Raw genomic sequence first — 16339 nt, 5'->3', positions numbered from 1 at the left:
AATTTTGAGCGGATTTAACCTTTCAAAATTTGTGGGTCGCACTTCCTGATCCGTGATCAAGCGGGGTGTTCTACCCACTTTCTGCCAGCCGCAACAATTCCACCGCCGCCGCCTCATCCGTAATCAGCGTATTGCAGCCTACCCGCCTTATCGTGGCGCGGATGGCGGTGGCGCGATGGGCGCCACCAGAGGAGAGCACGATGTGTTTTGCCTTTTTCAGCGTATCGAGATCGATCGACATCACCCGCTCGTTGAGCTTGTGATCGACAGACTTTCCGTCCGCATCGAGAAAATTGAACATCGTGTCGCAGACGCAGCCGGCCGAGATCAGACGGTCGAGTTCGGTTTTCGAGATGAAACCTTCCGACAGCGAGGTCGAATGCGGGCCGATATCGCCGCAGCTGACCACGGCGAGGTCGAGATTTTCGGCAAGATCATAAACAGCATCGAGGCCGCATTTTTCGATCAAAGCCCGTTTGGTGGCGACGCTATCGACCAGAAGCGGGGCGAGGAACATGAAACATTCCGCGCCCAGCTGGCCGGCGAACCGCCATGTGAAATCGATGGGATTGGTTTTCTGCACCGCGACGATGCCGCCGAGCAGCGACACGACCTTGCAGTTTTCCCGGCGCGGCGGCCGAAAGCTGGAAAGTGATGCCGTCATGGTGCGGCCCCAGCCGACGCCGATGGTCATGTCGTTCTGGATGACGTCGGACAAAAACTGTCCGAGCGCGAGGCCAACGGCGCTGGCGAGTGCTTCGGCGCTGTCGTCTTTTGGGGCGGGCACGACGACCGCTTCATCCAGCCCATAGGCGCGCTCCAGCCGGGTGGCGAGTTCAAGACAGGTATCGACGCCTTCGCTGATCCAGATCTGCACTTCCGAGCGTTTCATTGCCTCGTCCAGCATGCGGATGACGGTGGAGCGGCTGATTCCGAGGCGTTCGGCGACATCCTTCTGGGTCAGGCCCTGATTGTAATAAAGCCATGCGGCGCGCAGGCGCTGCGATCCTGAATCGGAAACGGCGGTGTGGGTGTCGCGTCTGAGCTTGACCAAGGCATCCTCGCATTTGCCCGCAGGCGCACTATCTCGATTGGATGCCATGATATCGTCATGGATGGAACATATGTCAATTCAAGAAGACAAATGTCTTGACTTCTTTCCTGTCCAGCGCTGTTATCCATATAACTGTCGAGGGATCAGAAACGCCTGCCGGGCGTTGGGTTTTAAAAGCGAGGATTTTGCCGATGACATCGAAACTAGAGCAGCTGCGCGCCATGACCACCGTTGTCGCCGATACTGGTGACATCGAAGCCGTTGCCCGCCTGAAACCTGTGGATTGCACCACCAACCCGTCGATCGTCCTGAAGGCGATCAACACCTCGATCTTTGCCGACAAGGTGAAGGAAGCCGTTGCCTGGGGCCGCACCCAGGGTGGCGATGCGGACGCCGTTGCCGCAGCCGTTGCCGACCGTCTGGCCATTGATGTCGGCGCAGCGCTTGCCGCCATCGTTCCGGGCCGCGTCTCGACCGAAGTCGATGCCGACCTGTCCTTCGATACCGAAGCCTCGATCAAGAAGGCGCACGAGATCATCGCCGCCTACAAGGCGCGCGGTATCGAGCGTGACCGCATTCTCATCAAGCTGGCTTCCACCTGGGAAGGCATCAAGGCTGCCGAAAAGCTGCAGGCCGAAGGCATCGACTGCAACCTGACGCTTCTGTTCAGCCACGCTCAGGCCGTTGCCTGCGCCGATGCCAAGGCATTTTTGATCTCGCCCTTCGTCGGCCGTATCCTCGACTGGCACAAGAAGGCGACCGGCCAGGACTACACGTCGGAGACCGATCCGGGCGTCGTCTCGGTCCGCTCGATCTACAACTACTACAAGGCCAACGGCATCAAGACGATCGTCATGGGCGCCTCGTTCCGCAATGTCGGCGAAATCGAAGCGCTGGCCGGTTGCGACCGTCTGACGATCGCGCCGAACCTGCTCGACGAGCTGGACAAGGCCGAAGGCACGCTGGAGCGCAAGCTGTCGCCTGAAAAGTTCGAGGCCGTTGCCCCGATCAAGATGGACGAAAAGACCTTCCGCTGGATGCTGAACGAAGACCAGATGGCGACCGAAAAGCTGTCGGACGGTATTCGCCTGTTCGCCAAGGACCTCGTGGCCCTGCGCGAACTGGTGAAGAAGGAGCTGCAGCTCGCTGCTGCTTAAGGCATCGGACCAAGCTGATCTTTTGGCAAAGGCCGCGGTGTTCCGCGGCCTTTGTTGCTTCAGGCGTTTTTCAATTCTGAAAAAGGATCTGGGCCGTTCCACTGCCGTTTAGGAAGCAGGCCTTGTTGAACAGCCCGAGGTCCATGGGATTAGGCAGCCGTACATCCGTCATGTCGGGATAGACTTTAGCCAATGGATCGTAAGAGCGGTCGATCTGGGAAATGAAGATTAAAGTCAGAGCGCGCTCGACGGCAAAATGCTTCAAGCTTTCAAGTTGACGGGCAAGCGGCGGAGTTTCGCGGCGTTGGTCGAGTAACTGCAGGTAATCGACGGCCGCAACCGTGCCCTTGGGCGCTTCCCGCATCGCCGCCATGATGTGATCGGCACTGATCCGATCTGAACAATCAAAGACAATATTTCGGATGTCGCTCGGCTTGACGCCGAGTTTTTCGAAACGCCCGACGATATCCTTTTCCGTATATTCCAAGGTAAAGAACACTGCATGGCGGCCGGCTTTTGCGGCATTGACCAGCAGCTCAAGTGCCAGCAGCGTCTTGCCTTTGCCGGGGCGTGCTCCGATGAGGACAAAATCCCCGTCCTTCAGGTGAGAATAGAGTTTTTCAGCGGGCGAAGCCGATGCATGCCGGGCTGCAAGCAGGCTCCAGCTGACAAAGCCTTCCTTGCCGGCGACATGATCGAGTGCGGCATGCAGGGGAATTGCCTGCAGACGGGCCATGTCTTTGGCCTCGCGCTTCAGCTGGTAGATGGGTGCAGATAGTTTCATCAAAACCTCCTAGGCGAGCGGTGGTCGCAGTCCCTCCTTGTGCGTGCTCGTTAGTCGGTTTGATCGCCGAATAAGTCCCGTATGAAATCTACTTTCCCGATGGAGGGGGGAGGCGTGGACCGCGCCAGAATCAGACGATAGCTGAATTCTGGCGCGGTGAAAATATCATTGGTTTGGCGAGCTGGCGGATTCTCAGGCGGCTTTCGGCACCAGCGTCGCCGATCCCGGTTTTCTCAGCAGCATAACCGACACGGCGGCAAGCAGGCACATGACGCCGGCGATCTGCAGGGCCGGCATGTATGTGTCGTAATCGCTTTTGAAGAAACCGGCGCCGAAAGCAGCGGTGGCGGCGCCCAGCTGGTGGCCGGCAAATACCCAGCCGAACACGAGACCGGCTTTTTCACGACCAAAGTTTTCGGCGGCGAGTTTGACGGTTGGCGGTACGGTGGCAACCCAGTCGAGGCCGTAAAAGATGACGAAGACGGAAAGTTCGACGACGCTGAAGCCGGAGAATGACAGGTAGATCAGCGACAGGCCGCGCAGGGCGTAAAACCAGAAGAGCAGGATGCGGTTGTCATAGCGGTCGGACAGCCAGCCGGCGGCGATCGTGCCGAAAAAGTCGAAAATGCCGATGACGGCGAGCGTTCCGGCGGCGGTGACAGCGGCCATGCCGAAATCGCCGCAGATCGAGATCCAGTGGGTCTGGATCAGGCCATTGGTGGAGAGGCCGCAGACGAAAAACGTGCCGAACAGCACCCAGAAGACCGGATTGCCGGACACGCTTTTGAGCGTAACGAGCGGCGATACCAGGGTGGTGAGGAAGTTATGATCCTGTTTGGGCGGCGTGGTGACGGTGCTTTCACCATAGGCGGGCAAGCCGAGATCGGCGGGATGATCGCGCATCAGCAGGAAAACGAGGATAAAGGCGGTGGCGAGCACGGCGACCGTCAGGGTCAGTGCGGTGCGCCAGCCATAGGCCTCGGTCAGCGCGGCGAGAAGCGGCAGGAAAACCAGCTGGCCGGTAGCGTTGCTGGCCGTCATCAGTCCGATGACGAGACCGCGACGCTTGGAAAATCAGCGGCTGGCAACGGTGGCGCCGAGCACCAGCGCGGTCATGCCGGTGCCGACGCCGATAACCACACCCCAGAGCAGCAGCAGGTGCCAGACTTCCGTCATGAAAAACGAGGCGAGGATGCCGAAGACGATCATGCCAAGCGCCGTCGACACCACCTGACGAATGCCAAAATGGTTCATGAAGGCGGCGGCGAAGGGGCCAAGCAGGCCGAACAGAACGAGGCGTACGGCCATGGCGGTGGAAATATCGGCAATGTCCCAGCCGAATTCCTGATGCAGCGGCTGGATCATCACGCCGGCCGAGCCCATGGCACCGGCGGTGGCCAGCATGGTGAGGAAGGTGGTGGCGGCGACAACCCAGCCGTAATGCAGGTTTCTTTTCGCCATCCAGCCGGCGATGCCATTCGAGATCATGCGGTCTTCCCCTTCATGGCCGTGGGCCTTGCGTTAAAAGCGGGTATCTGCCCGCATATGGTTTGAAAAATCAGAGCGTGGTCAGCAGTTCCTGCAATTGCCTTGCTTTGTCTTCGCCGAGGCGGGCATCGATATCGTCCTGAACGCCATCCCAGAGCGGTGCGCCTTTTTCCAGAATGTCATGGCCTTTTGTCGCGATGGTCAGCACGGCTTCGCGCTGGTCCTCGCCATGGCCGATCTTGATCAGCTGCATGCGAGCCAGCACTTTCGCATTGCGCCCGACCGTCGAGCGGTCGAGTTCCAGCCGGTGCGACAGATCGGTAAGCGATACCGGTTCCGTGCGGCGGATGTTTCGAAGCATGCTGAACTGGCCGATATTGATGCCAAGCGGCGCAAGGGCCTCGTCGTAATAGGACGAGACCTTGCGGGCGGCCTTGCGCAGCAGAACACAGTGGCATGTATCGTTCGACATTTTTCAGGGTATATACCCGGATCTGATGAAAGACAAGCGGGCATATGCCCGCTTGTCTTTCATACCGCAGCGCGCCGGGTTTGCAGCATGGTGCGGATGAAGGCCAGAATGAACACGGTCGTCATCAGCAGCACGATGGTGGGGGCGGGGGCGCTGTCGAGGAAAAAGGCGAGGTAGATGCCGCCGAGCGAGCAGCCGAGTGCGACCGCCACTGCCGTGATCATCATTGTGGTGAAACGGCGGGTCAGCAGGAAAGCGATGGCGCCGGGTGCGACGAGAAGAGCGACCGAGAGGATGATGCCGATTGCCTTCAGGGCGCCAACCACAGTCAGTGACAGCACGGCGAGCAGGCCGTAATGCAGGATACGCGTCGGCAGGCCGATGGCTTTTGCGTGCTGTTCGTCGAAGGCGTGGACGAGCAGGTCCTTGCGAAAAATCAGCAGGAAGATGGTCGAGGCGATGGCGATCAGCGTGGTTTCGATGAGGTCGGAGGGCAGGATTCCGAGCATGTCGCCGAACAGGATGTGGTCGAGATGCACATCGGCCTGAACCTTGACGTGAAGCACCAGGCCCAGGCCGAACATGCCGGAGAAGACGATGCCGAGCACGGTGTCTTCCTTGATGCGGCTGTTTTCCTTGAGGAAACCCGTTGCCAGTGCACAGACCATGCCGGCGACGAAAGCGCCGATGGAAAGCGGGATCGCCAGAATATAGGCAATGACCACACCCGGCAGCACGGCATGGCTGACCGCATCGCCCATCAGCGACCAGCCCTTCAGCACCAGAAAACAGGAGAGGATGGCCATCGGCAGCGCGATCATCATGGTCACCGCAAAGGCGGTGCGCATGAAATCGATCTGGAACGGGAAGAGGAGAAGGTCGATCGTGTCGCTCATGCGGCTGTCTCCGACATGTTTTCCGGGTCGGCGTCTCGCAACGAGGCTTTCAGGCGGCGACGCGAGGCAAGCATGCCGTGTTTGGGGGCGAACACAAAGGCAGTGAGGAAGATGAGGGTCTGGGCGACGACGATGATGCCACCGGTGGCGCCATCGAGGAAATAGGAGAGGTATGCGCCGAGAAAGCTGGTGCCGGCGCCGATGGCGAGCGCCATCAGGATGACGCGCTGAAAACGGTCGGTCAGCAGATAGGCGGTGGCACCGGGTGTGACGACCATGGCGACGACGAGAAAGGCGCCGACGGTCTGCATGGCGGCGACGGTGGAGGCGGCCAGCAGAGCGAAGAACACCACTTTCAGCACATCGGGTTTCAGTCCGATGGTGCGGGCGTGGTTTTCATCGAAAAAGGTGACCATCAGGTCTTTCCATTTCAGCGCCAGCACGGCGAGACTGACCGTGCCTATGATGACCAGTTGCAGCGTATCGCCGGGAGAGATGGCGAGAACATTGCCCATGACGATGGTCTGGATATCGACGGAGGTCGGCGACAGGGACACCATGAACAGGCCTAGGCCAAAGAAGGAGGTGAAGATCAGGCCGATGATCGCGTCTTCCTTGAGGCGGGTGCGCTGGTTGAGGAAGAGCATGGCAAGTGCTGCAAGACCGCCGGAGAGAAAGGCGCCGATGGAGAAGGGCAGGCCGAGCATGAAGGCGCCGGCGACGCCGGGAACGATCGAGTGGGACAGTGCATCACCGATCAGCGACCAGCCTTTCAGCATCAGGTAGGCGGAGAGAAAACCGCAGACGCCGCCGACAAGGGCGGAGACCCAGATGGCGTTGAGCATGTAGCCATAGGTAAAAGGTTCAAGAAGCGTCTGGAGCATTTTGAGCCTCCGTTTGCTTCTCTTTGCCGTTGCCATAGGTGACGTAAGGGCGTTCGTCGTCGGTGAAAACCTTGACGTGGCGCGGGTCCTCGTCGTCATGCAGGTCGCGGCCGCCGAGAATGAAATGGCGCAACACGCCGCCAAAAGCCTTTTCGAGGTTGGCTTCGTTGAATGTGTCCTCGGTTTTGCCGTAGGCGAGCACGGTGCCTTTCACGAAGACGGTGCGGTCGCAAAAGTCCGGCACGCTGCCGAGATTGTGGGTGGACACCAGCATCACGCGACCTTCGTCGCGCAGCGCCTTCAACAGCGTGATAATCTGTTCTTCGGTCGTCACGTCGACACCTGTAAAGGGTTCGTCGAGCAGGATGACCTGACCTTCCTGTGCAAGTGCGCGGGCGAGAAACACACGTTTGCGCTGGCCCCCGGAAAGCTCGCCGATCTGGCGCTTGCGGTATTCCTCCATGTTCACGCGCTTCAGCGCTTGCGTCACCATGTCATGGTCACGGCGGGAAGGGATGCGGAGAAAATTCATATGGCCGTAGCGGCCCATCATCACCACGTCTTCAACGAGCACCGGAAAATCCCAATCGACTTCTTCCGACTGCGGCACATAAGCGACGAGGTTCTTTTTCAGCGCCTCGCGGGCCGGAAGCCCGAGGATTTCGACCGTGCCCTCGTTGACCGAGACAAAGCCCATGATCGCCTTGAAGAGGGTGGATTTACCGGCACCGTTGACACCGACAAGTGCGGTGATCGTGCCCTTCGGCACCTCAAAACTGGCATGTTTCAGCGCCGTGTGACCATTGCGATAGGCGACGCTGACATTGTCGAGTTTGATACCGGTAGCGACCGGTTTGACGCTGCCCATCATCATTGTGCCAAACCCTTTGCAATGGTTTCCGAGGTGACGCGCAGAAGATCGAGATAGGTCGGGACCGGGCCATCGGCTTCCGAAAGCGAGTCCACGTAAAGCACGCCGCCATAAGCAGCACCCGTTTCGGAGGCTACTTGTCTGGCCGGCTTGTCGGAGACGGTGCTTTCCGAAAAGATCACCTTCACACCGTGTTCGCGCATGGCGTCGATGACGGCGCGCACCTGTTGCGGTGTGCCCTGACTGTCGGCATTGACGGGCCAGAGATAGAGTTCCTTCAGGCCGAAATCGCGGGCGAGATAGGAGAATGCGCCTTCGCTCGTCACCAGCCAGCGTTTGTTCTCCGGCAGCTTTTGCAGTTCCTCGCGGATCGGCTGGCTGAGCGCGCGGATCTTGTCCGAATAGGTTTTGGCATTGGCGGCGTAGACATCTGCGTGGGCCGGATCGACCTGCGCCAGACCCTTGCGAATGTTCTCGACATAGATCAGCGCATTATCCGGTGACATCCAGGAATGCGGGTTGGGTTTGCCCTGATAGGCGCCGCCGGCAATCGCCATCGGGGTGACGCCATCCGAAACCGTGATGCTCGGCACGTCGCCGAGGTTTTTCAGGAACCGTTCGAACCAGAGTTCGAGATTGAGACCGTTGCGCAGGACCAGATCGGCATCGCGGGCGCGCAGAAGGTCGCGTGGCGTCGGCTGGTAATTGTGGATCTCGGCACCCGGCTTGGTGATGCTTTCAACGGTTGCGGCATCACCGGCAACGTTCTTGGCCATATCGGCAATGATGGTGAAGGTGGTGACGACTTTTGGCTTCTCTCCCGATGGGCTCTGGGCCTGCGCGGCTAAGGGCAGGGCGAGAAGGCCGGTAACAAGGCATGCAATTCTCAAAAGGGACATGGAAACCGTTTCTGCTGTTGCAAGTCATTTGCATTAGAGACTAGCGCAGATTTTGACGCTGTCAATGCTATTGCAAATCATTCGCAACAAGATCGCGATGATGTGTCCGGTTGCGGGCTCATCGTCGATAACCCTCCGGCCGACGATACGGGAGATGGAGCGCGATAAAAGCTGGCCGAAACATTCAAGCGCACAGCCGTCTGGTTCGTTCTGGTACGGATGCAACCAATATTGGCATCATTTTCGCGTGGAAAACATTAGTGAATTAAAGGTTCCTCAATAGGAATGAGTGAGTATCGGCTCAGTATTCCAGATGTGTAGTGAGTAAATCGGGGTAGACCATGCCGGGGCTTGGTACGTGAAAGGCATCAAGATCCGGCTCTCGCGCAAGCTTGCCCTGATCCTCGGCGGCATCGTCGTTTTCGGCGGTGGCAGCGGCGCGGCAGCGCTTTACGTCAGCCATGCCGGATTGCTAGGTTCCTCATCCGCAAGTCTTAACGGGCTTACCTGTTCCACCGTTCAGACGGTGAAGATCAAGCGCGATCATCAATATTGGGTGCGCAAATATGTCGTCGCCGACACGGGTGATGGTCCGGCGCGGGTACGCACCGCTGTACGTGTCGCCAAGGCGGTGCAAGAATCCGAAAAGGCCGATCTCGTGCAGATCGCCATTCTCGACAAGGCCGGTCCGACCGACCGCGCCGCCATGCGCGGCCGTGCCATCGGTGCGCAGGTCATCTATACGCCCGATCCTGCAAAAGTGCCGGATGGGGTGATGAACCATCCGCTGGCGGCCTTTTATCTCGATGGCACTGCCGATGCGACCGGCCAGTATTACGGCATGCGCGTCGATCTGCCCTATGAAGACATTGACGGCATGGCGGCAAGCCTGACGGATTTCGAAGATTGCATCGAACCGATTGTCGCGACGCCGGAAGGTGGTCACGGCGGCGCCGGCAAAGCCAAGGGGTCCGAAGGTGGCCATGGTGGCGGCGAGGCTGCTGGCCACGGCGAAAAGCCGGCCGCCGAAGGCCACGATGCCGCACCGGCAGAGGCCCATGATGCTCCGGCTGCCGATGCACACGGCACGCCTGATGGCGGCGAGGTGGTTGCCTCGACCCCGCAGGAAAAAGGTTTTCTCAGCTCCATCACCGGCATGTTTTTTGGTGACAAGACGGAAGAGGCGCCTGCGATTGATGCAGGAACGACTGCTGCAGCCGGAGATCATCCGGCCGAAGATACTGGACATGAGGCCAAGGCGGCTGAGCCAAAGGTGACCGAACCGGCGGGGCATTAAGCTCTCCACCGTCGTCCTCGGGCTTGACCCGAGGATCTGCAATTGCCTGATGTTTTTGACGTGATTAGATCCGCGGGACGAGCCCGAGGATGACGAAATACCATCAAACCAAAACGGCGCCGCTGACTCTCAGCTGCGCAGTTTTCGTTTGAACCATTGGCGCGCACCTTGCGATGCGCGCTCCGATAGCAATCAGTCTGCCTTGGCCTTGCGGGCCGGGAAGAGAATGACGTCGCGGATCGACGGGGCGTTTGTCAGGAGCATGGTCAGGCGGTCGACGCCGATGCCGAGGCCACCGGCCGGCGGCATGCCCTGATCGATCGCGTCCAGAAACTCGTCGTCCAGCTGCTTGTCCTTTTCGCCGCGGGCGTGGGCCTGTTCCAGCTGCTCGACCATGCGCTTGCGCTGTTCTTCCGGGTCATTCAGTTCGGAGAAGGCATTGCCCAGTTCCCAGGCATTGCAATAGGTTTCGAAACGTTCGACGAGGCGCGGTTCGCCCGGCACTTCCTTGGCGAAGGGCGAAATGTCCTTCGGGAAATGGGTGACGTGGCTCGGCTGGATCAGCGTGCCTTCGACCTTCTCTTCGAAGATGAAGGCGAGGCATTCGCCCCAGGTCCAGTCCTTCTCGACTTCGAAACCGGCAGCCTTGGCGGCGGTGCGGGCTTCCTCGTCGGTCTTCATGGCGAGGAAGTCGATGCCGGTCACTTCCTTGACGGCGTCAGGCATCGGCACGCGCTTGAACGGGCCCTTGAAGGACATTTCCTTGTCGCCGTACATGAACTCGGTGGAGCCGTGGATTTTCATCGCCAGTTCGGCGAACATGCGCTCCACGAGGTCCATGATGTCCTCGTAATCGGCATAGGCCCAGTAGCATTCCATCATGGTGAATTCAGGATTGTGCCGGGTGGAAACGCCTTCGTTGCGGAAATTCCGGTTGACCTCGAACACCTTGTCGGTGAGGCCCGATACCAGCGTGCGCTTCAGGAAAAGTTCCGGCGCGATGCGCAGGTACATGTCCTGCTTCAGCGTGTTGTGGTGGGTCTTGAACGGATCGGCCGTTGCACCGCCATAAACCGAATGCAGCATCGGCGTTTCGACTTCCATAAAACCGTCTTCTTCCATGAAGCGGCGGATGCCCGAAACGATTTTCGAGCGCTGCTGGAAACGCAGCTTGGATTCGTCGTTGCTCATGATGTCGAGGTGGCGCTTGCGATAGCGGATCTCGACGTCGGCAATGCCGTTCCACTTTTCCGGCATGGGGAGAAGCGACTTGGTCAGCATGGTGATTTCGCGAGCGCTAATCGACAGCTCGCCACGCTTGGTGCGGCGCACGATGCCGGTAACGCCGATAATGTCGCCGAGATCGATCATCGCCAGCATGTTGCGGGCTTCTTCGGGCGTGACATCCTTGTGGGAGAAGATCTGGATCTTTCCGCCGGCGTCATGGATGTCCATGAACATGCCCGAGTTGCGCGAGGAATAAACGCGGCCGGCAACGGTGACGACATCGGTGGTTTCGACGTCGGACTCGAGGTCCTTGTATTTTTCCGCCAGTTCCGCGTTGGTGATGGTGCGGTGGAAATGCGCCGGATAAACGTCGCCGATGGTTTCGCGCAGCTTTGCGAGCTTTTGCGCGCGCACTTCGGTGGCGTCGGAGGAGAGGGCGGTTTCGGTCTTGGTGTCGGTCATGGTTTTTCGCCTTTAAGGGCTGTGTTCGTTGCAGAATGCTGCCGATTCCGGCAGCTCCCGATATTACTTGCCGTCGCCGACCATGGACGAAACGACAGTGGCCGCAATCTTCAGACGCTGGCGCACGACCGAACGGCCAAGGATCGCCATGCTATCGAACAGTGGCAGCGAACGCTGCGAACCCGACATGGCGATGAACAGCGGCGGCGTGACGACGCGCAGCTTCTTCTCCAGCTTGTCGGCAACGGCGCGCAGCTCGGCGTCGATGGCTTCGACGTTCCATTCGATCATCTTTTCGATGTCGGCCTGAACCGTGTTGATGATCAGCAGCGTATCTTCCGGCGATGTCTTCAGGCCCGCAAACGAAGCCGGTGTCAGATTGACGTCGGCGGCGAGCAGGAAGCCGGCAAGGTTCGGGAGATCACCGAGCTTGGTGATGCGGCTCTGCGAATGTTTCAGGCCTTCGGTCAGACGCTGGTTTTCCAGCGCCCATTCCAGCGTGCGGGCAACAAATTCTTCCGGCGACAGCTTTTCGCGCAGCCAGCGGCCGTTCAGCCAGTCCAGCTTCTGCAGGTCGAAAATCGCACCGGCCTTGGACAGCGCTTCCGGGTCGAATTTGCCGATCAGCTCTTCCATGGTCAGCAGCTCTTCGCCTTCGGCGATCTGCACGAAGAAGAGGCCCAAAAAGTTCATCAGGGCTTCCGGCAGGTAACCCAGAGCGGAATAGTAGCTGATCGAGGTCGGGTTCTTGCGCTTCGACAGTTTTGATTTGTCGGCATTGCGCATCAGCGACAGGTGCATCCACACCGGCGCTTCCCAGCCGAAGTAGCGATACAGCAGGATGTGCTTCGGCACCGAAGCCAGCCACTCCTCGCCGCGCGCGACATGGGTGATCTTCATCAGATGGTCGTCGATGACGTTGGCCATGTGATAGGTCGGCATGCCGTCGCCCTTGATGAGCACCTGCATGTCAACCGAATCCCACGGGATCGATACGTCGCCGTAAACACCGTCGGTGAAATCGCACGAGCCTTCGGTCGGGATTTTCATGCGCACGACGGAGCCTTCGCCGGCTGCCATCTTGGCGCTGACTTCCTCGGCGCTGTAGCGCAGGCAGAGACCATCGTATTTCGGCGGCTTGCCGGCGGCGCGTTGGCCTTCGCGCATCTCGTCCAGACGTTCCGGCGTGCAGAAGCAGCGGAAGGCGTGGCCCTTGTCGAGCAGGTCCTGCGCGTAGGGCTGGTACATGTCCTTGCGCTCGGACTGGCGATACGGGCCGTAAGGTCCGCCGACATCCGGGCCTTCCGCCCATGTCAGGCCGGTCCATTTTAAGGCATCCAGAACACGCTCTTCGAATTCCAGCGTCGAGCGGGTGGCATCGGTATCCTCGATACGCAGGATGAACTCGCCGCCATGCTTTTTGGCAAAGAGGTAGTTGAAAAGCGCGATATAGGCGGTGCCGACATGGGGTTCGCCGGTCGGCGAGGGAGCGATACGGACGCGCGGGGTCGGATGGATCATTGTGCTGCTCTTTTTCAAGGCGCGCTGCCCGTTAATATCGGGCGGCGCCAAGCCTGTTCCGGGAATAGGGATTGGTGCAGGCTTAGGCCATATTCAGCTGGCAGCGTCAAGGTTTTTGGGGCCAACGACCCTAGCAGTGTCTTACCGGCGTCAGCTGACTGGCCAGACATAGAGCAATGCGGGGATGCTCACCAATATGATCAGGAAAGAGAGTGGAAGACCGAGGCGCGGGTAATCTGAGAATTTGTAGCCGCCGGGACCAAACACCAGCGTGTTGCACTGATGGCCGACGGGGGTGAGAAAATCACAGCCGGCACCGATAGCCACTGCCATCAGAAAGGCTTCCGGCCTGAAGCCGAGATTGGTCGCGAAACTGGCCGCGATCGGGCCCATGACCAGCACGGTGGCGGCATTGTTGAGGAAGGGCGTTACTGCCATGGCGGTGATCAGGATCAGACCGAGCGCGCCCCAGGCTGGCAGCGTTGCCGCCGCCTGACCCAGCCAGCCGGCAATCAGTTCGCTGCCGCCGCTTGTGCGCAGACTGTCGGACACCGGGATCAGCGCTGCCAACATGACGAGGATCGGCCCATCGACCGACTTGTAGAAATCTGTGAGCGGAATGGCGCGAAAGACGACCATGCCCAATGCTGCCGCGAAGAAGGCGACCGGGACGGGCGCCCAGCCAACGGCGGTTGCGGCCATTGCAAGAGCGAGAATGATCAGCGGAATGACGGCGCGGCGGCGGGTGCCGAGCAGCACTTCGCGCTGGGCCAGCGGAAACAGCGAAAAATCCTGCATGATGCCCGGCATGTTCTTGCGGGATCCCTGCAGCACGATCACATCGCCGGCCATCAGAGTCAGGCTCGCCAGCCTTTCCTTGACCCGTTCGCCGTGGCGGCTGATGGCGAGAAGATTGACGCCGCGCGTGTAGGACAGCGCCAGTTCCTTTGCCGAAAGACCCTTGAGCGGCGATTCCTGGCTAATGATCGCCTCGATAGAAATCACGTCGGCCTGGTCCTTGCCGTTTTCCATCAGAGGCTTGCCGGAAAGTTGCAGCTTGGCACCGGACACGATGCGGTCCAGCGCCTTCGATGGGCCTTCCAGCAGCACGATATCGTTTTCGCGCAGTTTCAAATCCGGGAAGGGGGCCATGCGCGATGTGCCGCGCAGAACGGCATTGGCGATCACTTCGCCATCGCCGAGTTTCAGCAGTTCTCCCAGCGCCTTTTCCAGCACGGTCGATTGCGGCGTGATCGTCACTTCGGATGTGTAGTTGCTGATCTCGACGGCTTCTTCCAGAGAACTGGTTTGCTTGGTTCTGCTCGGCACGAGCCAGTGGAAGAACAGCAGAAACACGATACCGACAACGCAAAGGATGACACCCATCGGGGTGAAATCGAACATGGTGAAGGACTGGCCGGTCAGTTCCTCGCGGATGCGCGAAACGACGATATTGGGTGAGGTGCCGATCTGCGTCATCAAACCGCCGAGCAACGCGGAAAATGCCATCGGCATCAGGTATTTCGAGGGTGAGACACCGGATTTCTTGGCGAACTGGAAGGCGACCGGCATCATGATCGCCAGCGCGCCGATATTCTTGATGAAGGCGGACAGAACAGCCACCACAATCATCAGCAATGCCAGCTGGGTGTGCAGCGAATTGAGATTGGGAAAGAACTTTTTGATCGCCGTATCGACGATGCCGGAACGGGCAACGCCGGCCGAGACGATCAGCGCTGAACCGACGATGATGACGATATCGTCGGAAAAGCCGGAAAACGCCTTGTCGAACGGCACGACACCCACGGTTACAGCGAGAACCAGCGCGCAGCAGGCGACCACATCATAGCGAAAACGATCCCAGATGAAGACGGCCATCATCGCCGCAATCACGGCAAAGGCGAGGATCTGCTGGGTTGTCATGGGGCTCCGGGGATGCGAGAGGCGGTACGAAAGTGGCGTGATAATGCCTGAGCGAACAAAATGTTTCAAACAACTGCCGCGAGTTAGACGATTTTTGCCATGCTGGACAATGGGCGGCTGCGCGATAGAGTGCCGCCAACTGCATTGCCGTCTTTAGGAGTTTTCCATGGCCGATATTCTCTCCATCCCCGTCACGTTGGCCGACGGGCGCCAGACCTCGTTGTCCGAATACAAGGGCAAGGTCATGCTGGTGGTCAATGTCGCTTCCAAATGCGGCATGACCAAGCAGTATGAGGGGCTGGAAAAGCTCTATGAAGACAAGCAGGGCGAAGGCTTTGTGATTGCGGCCTTCCCGGCCAACAATTTCAAGGAGCAGGAACCGGGCACCGATGCGGAAATCGTCGAATTCTGCCAGCTGACATATGATGTAAAGTTTCCGATTTTCTCCAAGATCTCGGTGAAGGGCCGGGACCAGCACCCGCTTTACAAGGCGCTGACATCCATTGACCTGCCGACGACCGGCGATGGACCGATGAAGGAGCGCCTGCGTTCGCTGGGGCTGGAGTTGAAGGATGGCGGCGAGATCGTCTGGAATTTCGAGAAATTCCTGATCGGTCGCGATGGTCGGGTGGTGGCGCGTTTCGCACCGGATGTGGAGCCGCAGGACAACCGGCTGGTTTCGGCGCTGGAACGGGAACTGGCCAAGGGGTGAGCCAGCCTTCCAGACGATGAACATTTACAGGATGCAAAGATGAAAACGATTCAGGGCGATCTGCTCGCGCTCGTGCTCGACGGTAGTTTTGACGTCATCCTGCATGGCTGTAATTGTCAGTGCCAGATGGGTAAGGGCATTGCGCTATCGATCAAGAAGCAGTTTCCCGAGGCCTATGCGGCGGACTGTAAAACCGCCAAAGCAGATGCCGCCAAGCTTGGTACTATCTCTGTGGCGTCGATCGAGCGCGGCGACTGTCTTTTCGATGTCGTCAATGCGTACACGCAGTTCCACTGGCGCGGTGATGGCATATTGGCGGATTACGATGCGATCCGCAGTGCCATGAGGACTGTGAAGGCGCGTTATGCGGGCCAGCGTATCGGCTACCCGAAGATCGGGGCCGGGCTTGCCGGCGGCGACTGGCAGGTAATCGCGGCGATCATCGATGAAGAACTTGTCGGCGAGGATCACACATTCGTGGAGTTTGTAGGGTAGCCACAGACAGGGTATTTTGTTGGTGCTTTAGTATCGGGGATTTGGCGTCATGGCCACAATAGCAGAACTGAAACACAAACTGATGGCCGATCCGGATTTTCGCGCTGAGTACGAGAAGGCGGATGCCGAGTTCAAGCGTATCGAAGAAGCCGCGCGTAGTAACGGTAAGAAGATTAAGCTGGCTGAGTGAGACACAC

General features: G+C 59.1%; 15 protein-coding genes and 1 pseudogene. 5 read left to right on the top strand and 11 right to left on the bottom strand.

Going from position 1 to position 16339, the window contains the following annotated elements:
• Positions 1–70: 70 nt before the first annotated feature.
• Complete coding sequence (locus tag GAO09_RS22655; protein WP_153358337.1) at positions 71–1054, bottom strand: sugar-binding transcriptional regulator; 984 nt, start codon at positions 1052–1054, stop codon at positions 71–73.
• A gap of 191 nt (positions 1055–1245) precedes the next feature.
• Between GAO09_RS22655 and tal the strand changes: the two genes are divergently transcribed.
• On the top strand, positions 1246–2211 hold the full coding sequence (gene tal / locus GAO09_RS22650) for a transaldolase (RefSeq protein ID WP_153357992.1): 966 nt from the start codon (positions 1246–1248) through the stop codon (positions 2209–2211).
• 70 nt (positions 2212–2281) lie between these two features.
• Here the strand turns inward: tal and GAO09_RS22645 are convergent, their stop codons facing one another.
• From GAO09_RS22645 to GAO09_RS22615, 7 genes and pseudogenes are all read right to left on the bottom strand, one after another.
• Complete coding sequence (locus tag GAO09_RS22645) at positions 2282–2995, bottom strand: DNA helicase (RefSeq protein ID WP_153357989.1); 714 nt, start codon at positions 2993–2995, stop codon at positions 2282–2284.
• 192 nt (positions 2996–3187) lie between these two features.
• Positions 3188–4483 (bottom strand): annotated as a pseudogene (locus tag GAO09_RS22640) (MFS transporter).
• Positions 4484–4553: 70 nt separating this feature from the next.
• The gene (locus GAO09_RS22635) at positions 4554–4955 is read right to left on the bottom strand and encodes a MarR family winged helix-turn-helix transcriptional regulator (RefSeq protein WP_153357986.1); all 402 of its coding nucleotides are present in this window, start codon (positions 4953–4955) and stop codon (positions 4554–4556) included.
• A gap of 59 nt (positions 4956–5014) precedes the next feature.
• Positions 5015–5851, bottom strand: a complete 837-nt coding sequence (locus GAO09_RS22630; RefSeq protein WP_153357982.1) for a metal ABC transporter permease — start codon at positions 5849–5851, stop codon at positions 5015–5017.
• Positions 5848–6735, bottom strand: a complete 888-nt coding sequence (locus tag GAO09_RS22625; RefSeq protein WP_153357979.1) for a metal ABC transporter permease — start codon at positions 6733–6735, stop codon at positions 5848–5850. The genes GAO09_RS22630 and GAO09_RS22625 overlap by 4 nt, the downstream gene beginning before the upstream one ends.
• On the bottom strand, positions 6716–7609 hold the full coding sequence (locus tag GAO09_RS22620) for a manganese/iron ABC transporter ATP-binding protein (RefSeq protein ID WP_410768263.1): 894 nt from the start codon (positions 7607–7609) through the stop codon (positions 6716–6718). The genes GAO09_RS22625 and GAO09_RS22620 overlap by 20 nt, the downstream gene beginning before the upstream one ends.
• On the bottom strand, positions 7606–8505 hold the full coding sequence (locus GAO09_RS22615; RefSeq protein WP_153357976.1) for a metal ABC transporter substrate-binding protein: 900 nt from the start codon (positions 8503–8505) through the stop codon (positions 7606–7608). Before GAO09_RS22615 ends, GAO09_RS22620 begins: the two co-directional genes overlap by 4 nt.
• A gap of 358 nt (positions 8506–8863) precedes the next feature.
• Here GAO09_RS22615 and GAO09_RS22610 point away from each other — a divergent pair, with 358 nt between their 5' ends.
• Positions 8864–9802: a hypothetical protein gene (locus GAO09_RS22610; protein ID WP_153357973.1), complete on the top strand. Its 939-nt coding sequence runs from the start codon at positions 8864–8866 to the stop codon at positions 9800–9802.
• Positions 9803–9994: 192 nt separating this feature from the next.
• Here the strand turns inward: GAO09_RS22610 and lysS are convergent, their stop codons facing one another.
• The 3 genes from lysS to GAO09_RS22595 all read right to left on the bottom strand — a co-directional run bounded on the left by lysS (position 9995) and on the right by GAO09_RS22595 (position 14935).
• On the bottom strand, positions 9995–11491 hold the full coding sequence (gene lysS / locus GAO09_RS22605) for a lysine--tRNA ligase (protein ID WP_153357970.1): 1497 nt from the start codon (positions 11489–11491) through the stop codon (positions 9995–9997).
• Positions 11492–11554: 63 nt separating this feature from the next.
• Positions 11555–13012 (bottom strand): glutamate--tRNA ligase, encoded by a 1458-nt coding sequence (gltX, locus tag GAO09_RS22600; RefSeq protein ID WP_153357967.1) that lies wholly within the window; start codon positions 13010–13012, stop codon positions 11555–11557.
• A 150-nt stretch (positions 13013–13162) separates the two neighbouring features.
• Positions 13163–14935 carry an SLC13 family permease gene (locus tag GAO09_RS22595; RefSeq protein WP_153357964.1) on the bottom strand — a complete coding sequence of 591 codons (1773 nt, stop codon included), beginning with the start codon at positions 14933–14935 and terminating at the stop codon, positions 13163–13165.
• A 166-nt stretch (positions 14936–15101) separates the two neighbouring features.
• On the opposite strand from GAO09_RS22595, the gene GAO09_RS22590 reads away from it, so the two are divergent.
• Genes GAO09_RS22590 through GAO09_RS22580 form a run of 3 tightly spaced genes read left to right on the top strand, consistent with a single transcriptional unit; the run spans position 15102 to position 16332 of the window.
• Positions 15102–15647, top strand: coding sequence for a glutathione peroxidase (locus GAO09_RS22590; protein WP_153357962.1), 546 nt, complete (start codon positions 15102–15104; stop codon positions 15645–15647).
• 39 nt (positions 15648–15686) lie between these two features.
• The gene (locus tag GAO09_RS22585) at positions 15687–16142 is read left to right on the top strand and encodes a macro domain-containing protein (RefSeq protein WP_153357959.1); all 456 of its coding nucleotides are present in this window, start codon (positions 15687–15689) and stop codon (positions 16140–16142) included.
• A gap of 49 nt (positions 16143–16191) precedes the next feature.
• Positions 16192–16332 carry a hypothetical protein gene (locus GAO09_RS22580; protein WP_153357956.1) on the top strand — a complete coding sequence of 47 codons (141 nt, stop codon included), beginning with the start codon at positions 16192–16194 and terminating at the stop codon, positions 16330–16332.
• Positions 16333–16339: the final 7 nt, after the last annotated feature.

Source organism: Endobacterium cereale (genome assembly GCF_009617585.1).
GTDB lineage: Bacteria > Pseudomonadota > Alphaproteobacteria > Rhizobiales > Rhizobiaceae > Neorhizobium > Neorhizobium cereale.
Note: the sequence above shows the minus strand (reverse complement) of the source record. Positions and strands in the feature narration are given on the sequence as shown.

What these genes read in the sequence shown, in the direction of transcription:
- GAO09_RS22635 (WP_153357986.1), bottom strand. Translation starts at nt 4,955, where the DNA reads ATGTCGAACGATACATGCCACTGTGTTCTGCTGCGCAAGGCCGCCCGC.
- GAO09_RS22590 (WP_153357962.1), top strand. Translation starts at nt 15,102, where the DNA reads ATGGCCGATATTCTCTCCATCCCCGTCACGTTGGCCGACGGGCGCCAG.
- GAO09_RS22595 (WP_153357964.1), bottom strand. Translation starts at nt 14,935, where the DNA reads ATGACAACCCAGCAGATCCTCGCCTTTGCCGTGATTGCGGCGATGATG.
- GAO09_RS22630 (WP_153357982.1), bottom strand. Translation starts at nt 5,851, where the DNA reads ATGAGCGACACGATCGACCTTCTCCTCTTCCCGTTCCAGATCGATTTC.
- lysS (WP_153357970.1), bottom strand. Translation starts at nt 11,491, where the DNA reads ATGACCGACACCAAGACCGAAACCGCCCTCTCCTCCGACGCCACCGAA.
- GAO09_RS22620 (WP_410768263.1), bottom strand. Translation starts at nt 7,609, where the DNA reads ATGATGATGGGCAGCGTCAAACCGGTCGCTACCGGTATCAAACTCGAC.
- GAO09_RS22625 (WP_153357979.1), bottom strand. Translation starts at nt 6,735, where the DNA reads ATGCTCCAGACGCTTCTTGAACCTTTTACCTATGGCTACATGCTCAAC.
- GAO09_RS22580 (WP_153357956.1), top strand. Translation starts at nt 16,192, where the DNA reads ATGGCCACAATAGCAGAACTGAAACACAAACTGATGGCCGATCCGGAT.
- GAO09_RS22615 (WP_153357976.1), bottom strand. Translation starts at nt 8,505, where the DNA reads ATGTCCCTTTTGAGAATTGCATGCCTTGTTACCGGCCTTCTCGCCCTG.
- GAO09_RS22645 (WP_153357989.1), bottom strand. Translation starts at nt 2,995, where the DNA reads ATGAAACTATCTGCACCCATCTACCAGCTGAAGCGCGAGGCCAAAGAC.
- tal (WP_153357992.1), top strand. Translation starts at nt 1,246, where the DNA reads ATGACATCGAAACTAGAGCAGCTGCGCGCCATGACCACCGTTGTCGCC.
- gltX (WP_153357967.1), bottom strand. Translation starts at nt 13,012, where the DNA reads ATGATCCATCCGACCCCGCGCGTCCGTATCGCTCCCTCGCCGACCGGC.
- GAO09_RS22585 (WP_153357959.1), top strand. Translation starts at nt 15,687, where the DNA reads ATGAAAACGATTCAGGGCGATCTGCTCGCGCTCGTGCTCGACGGTAGT.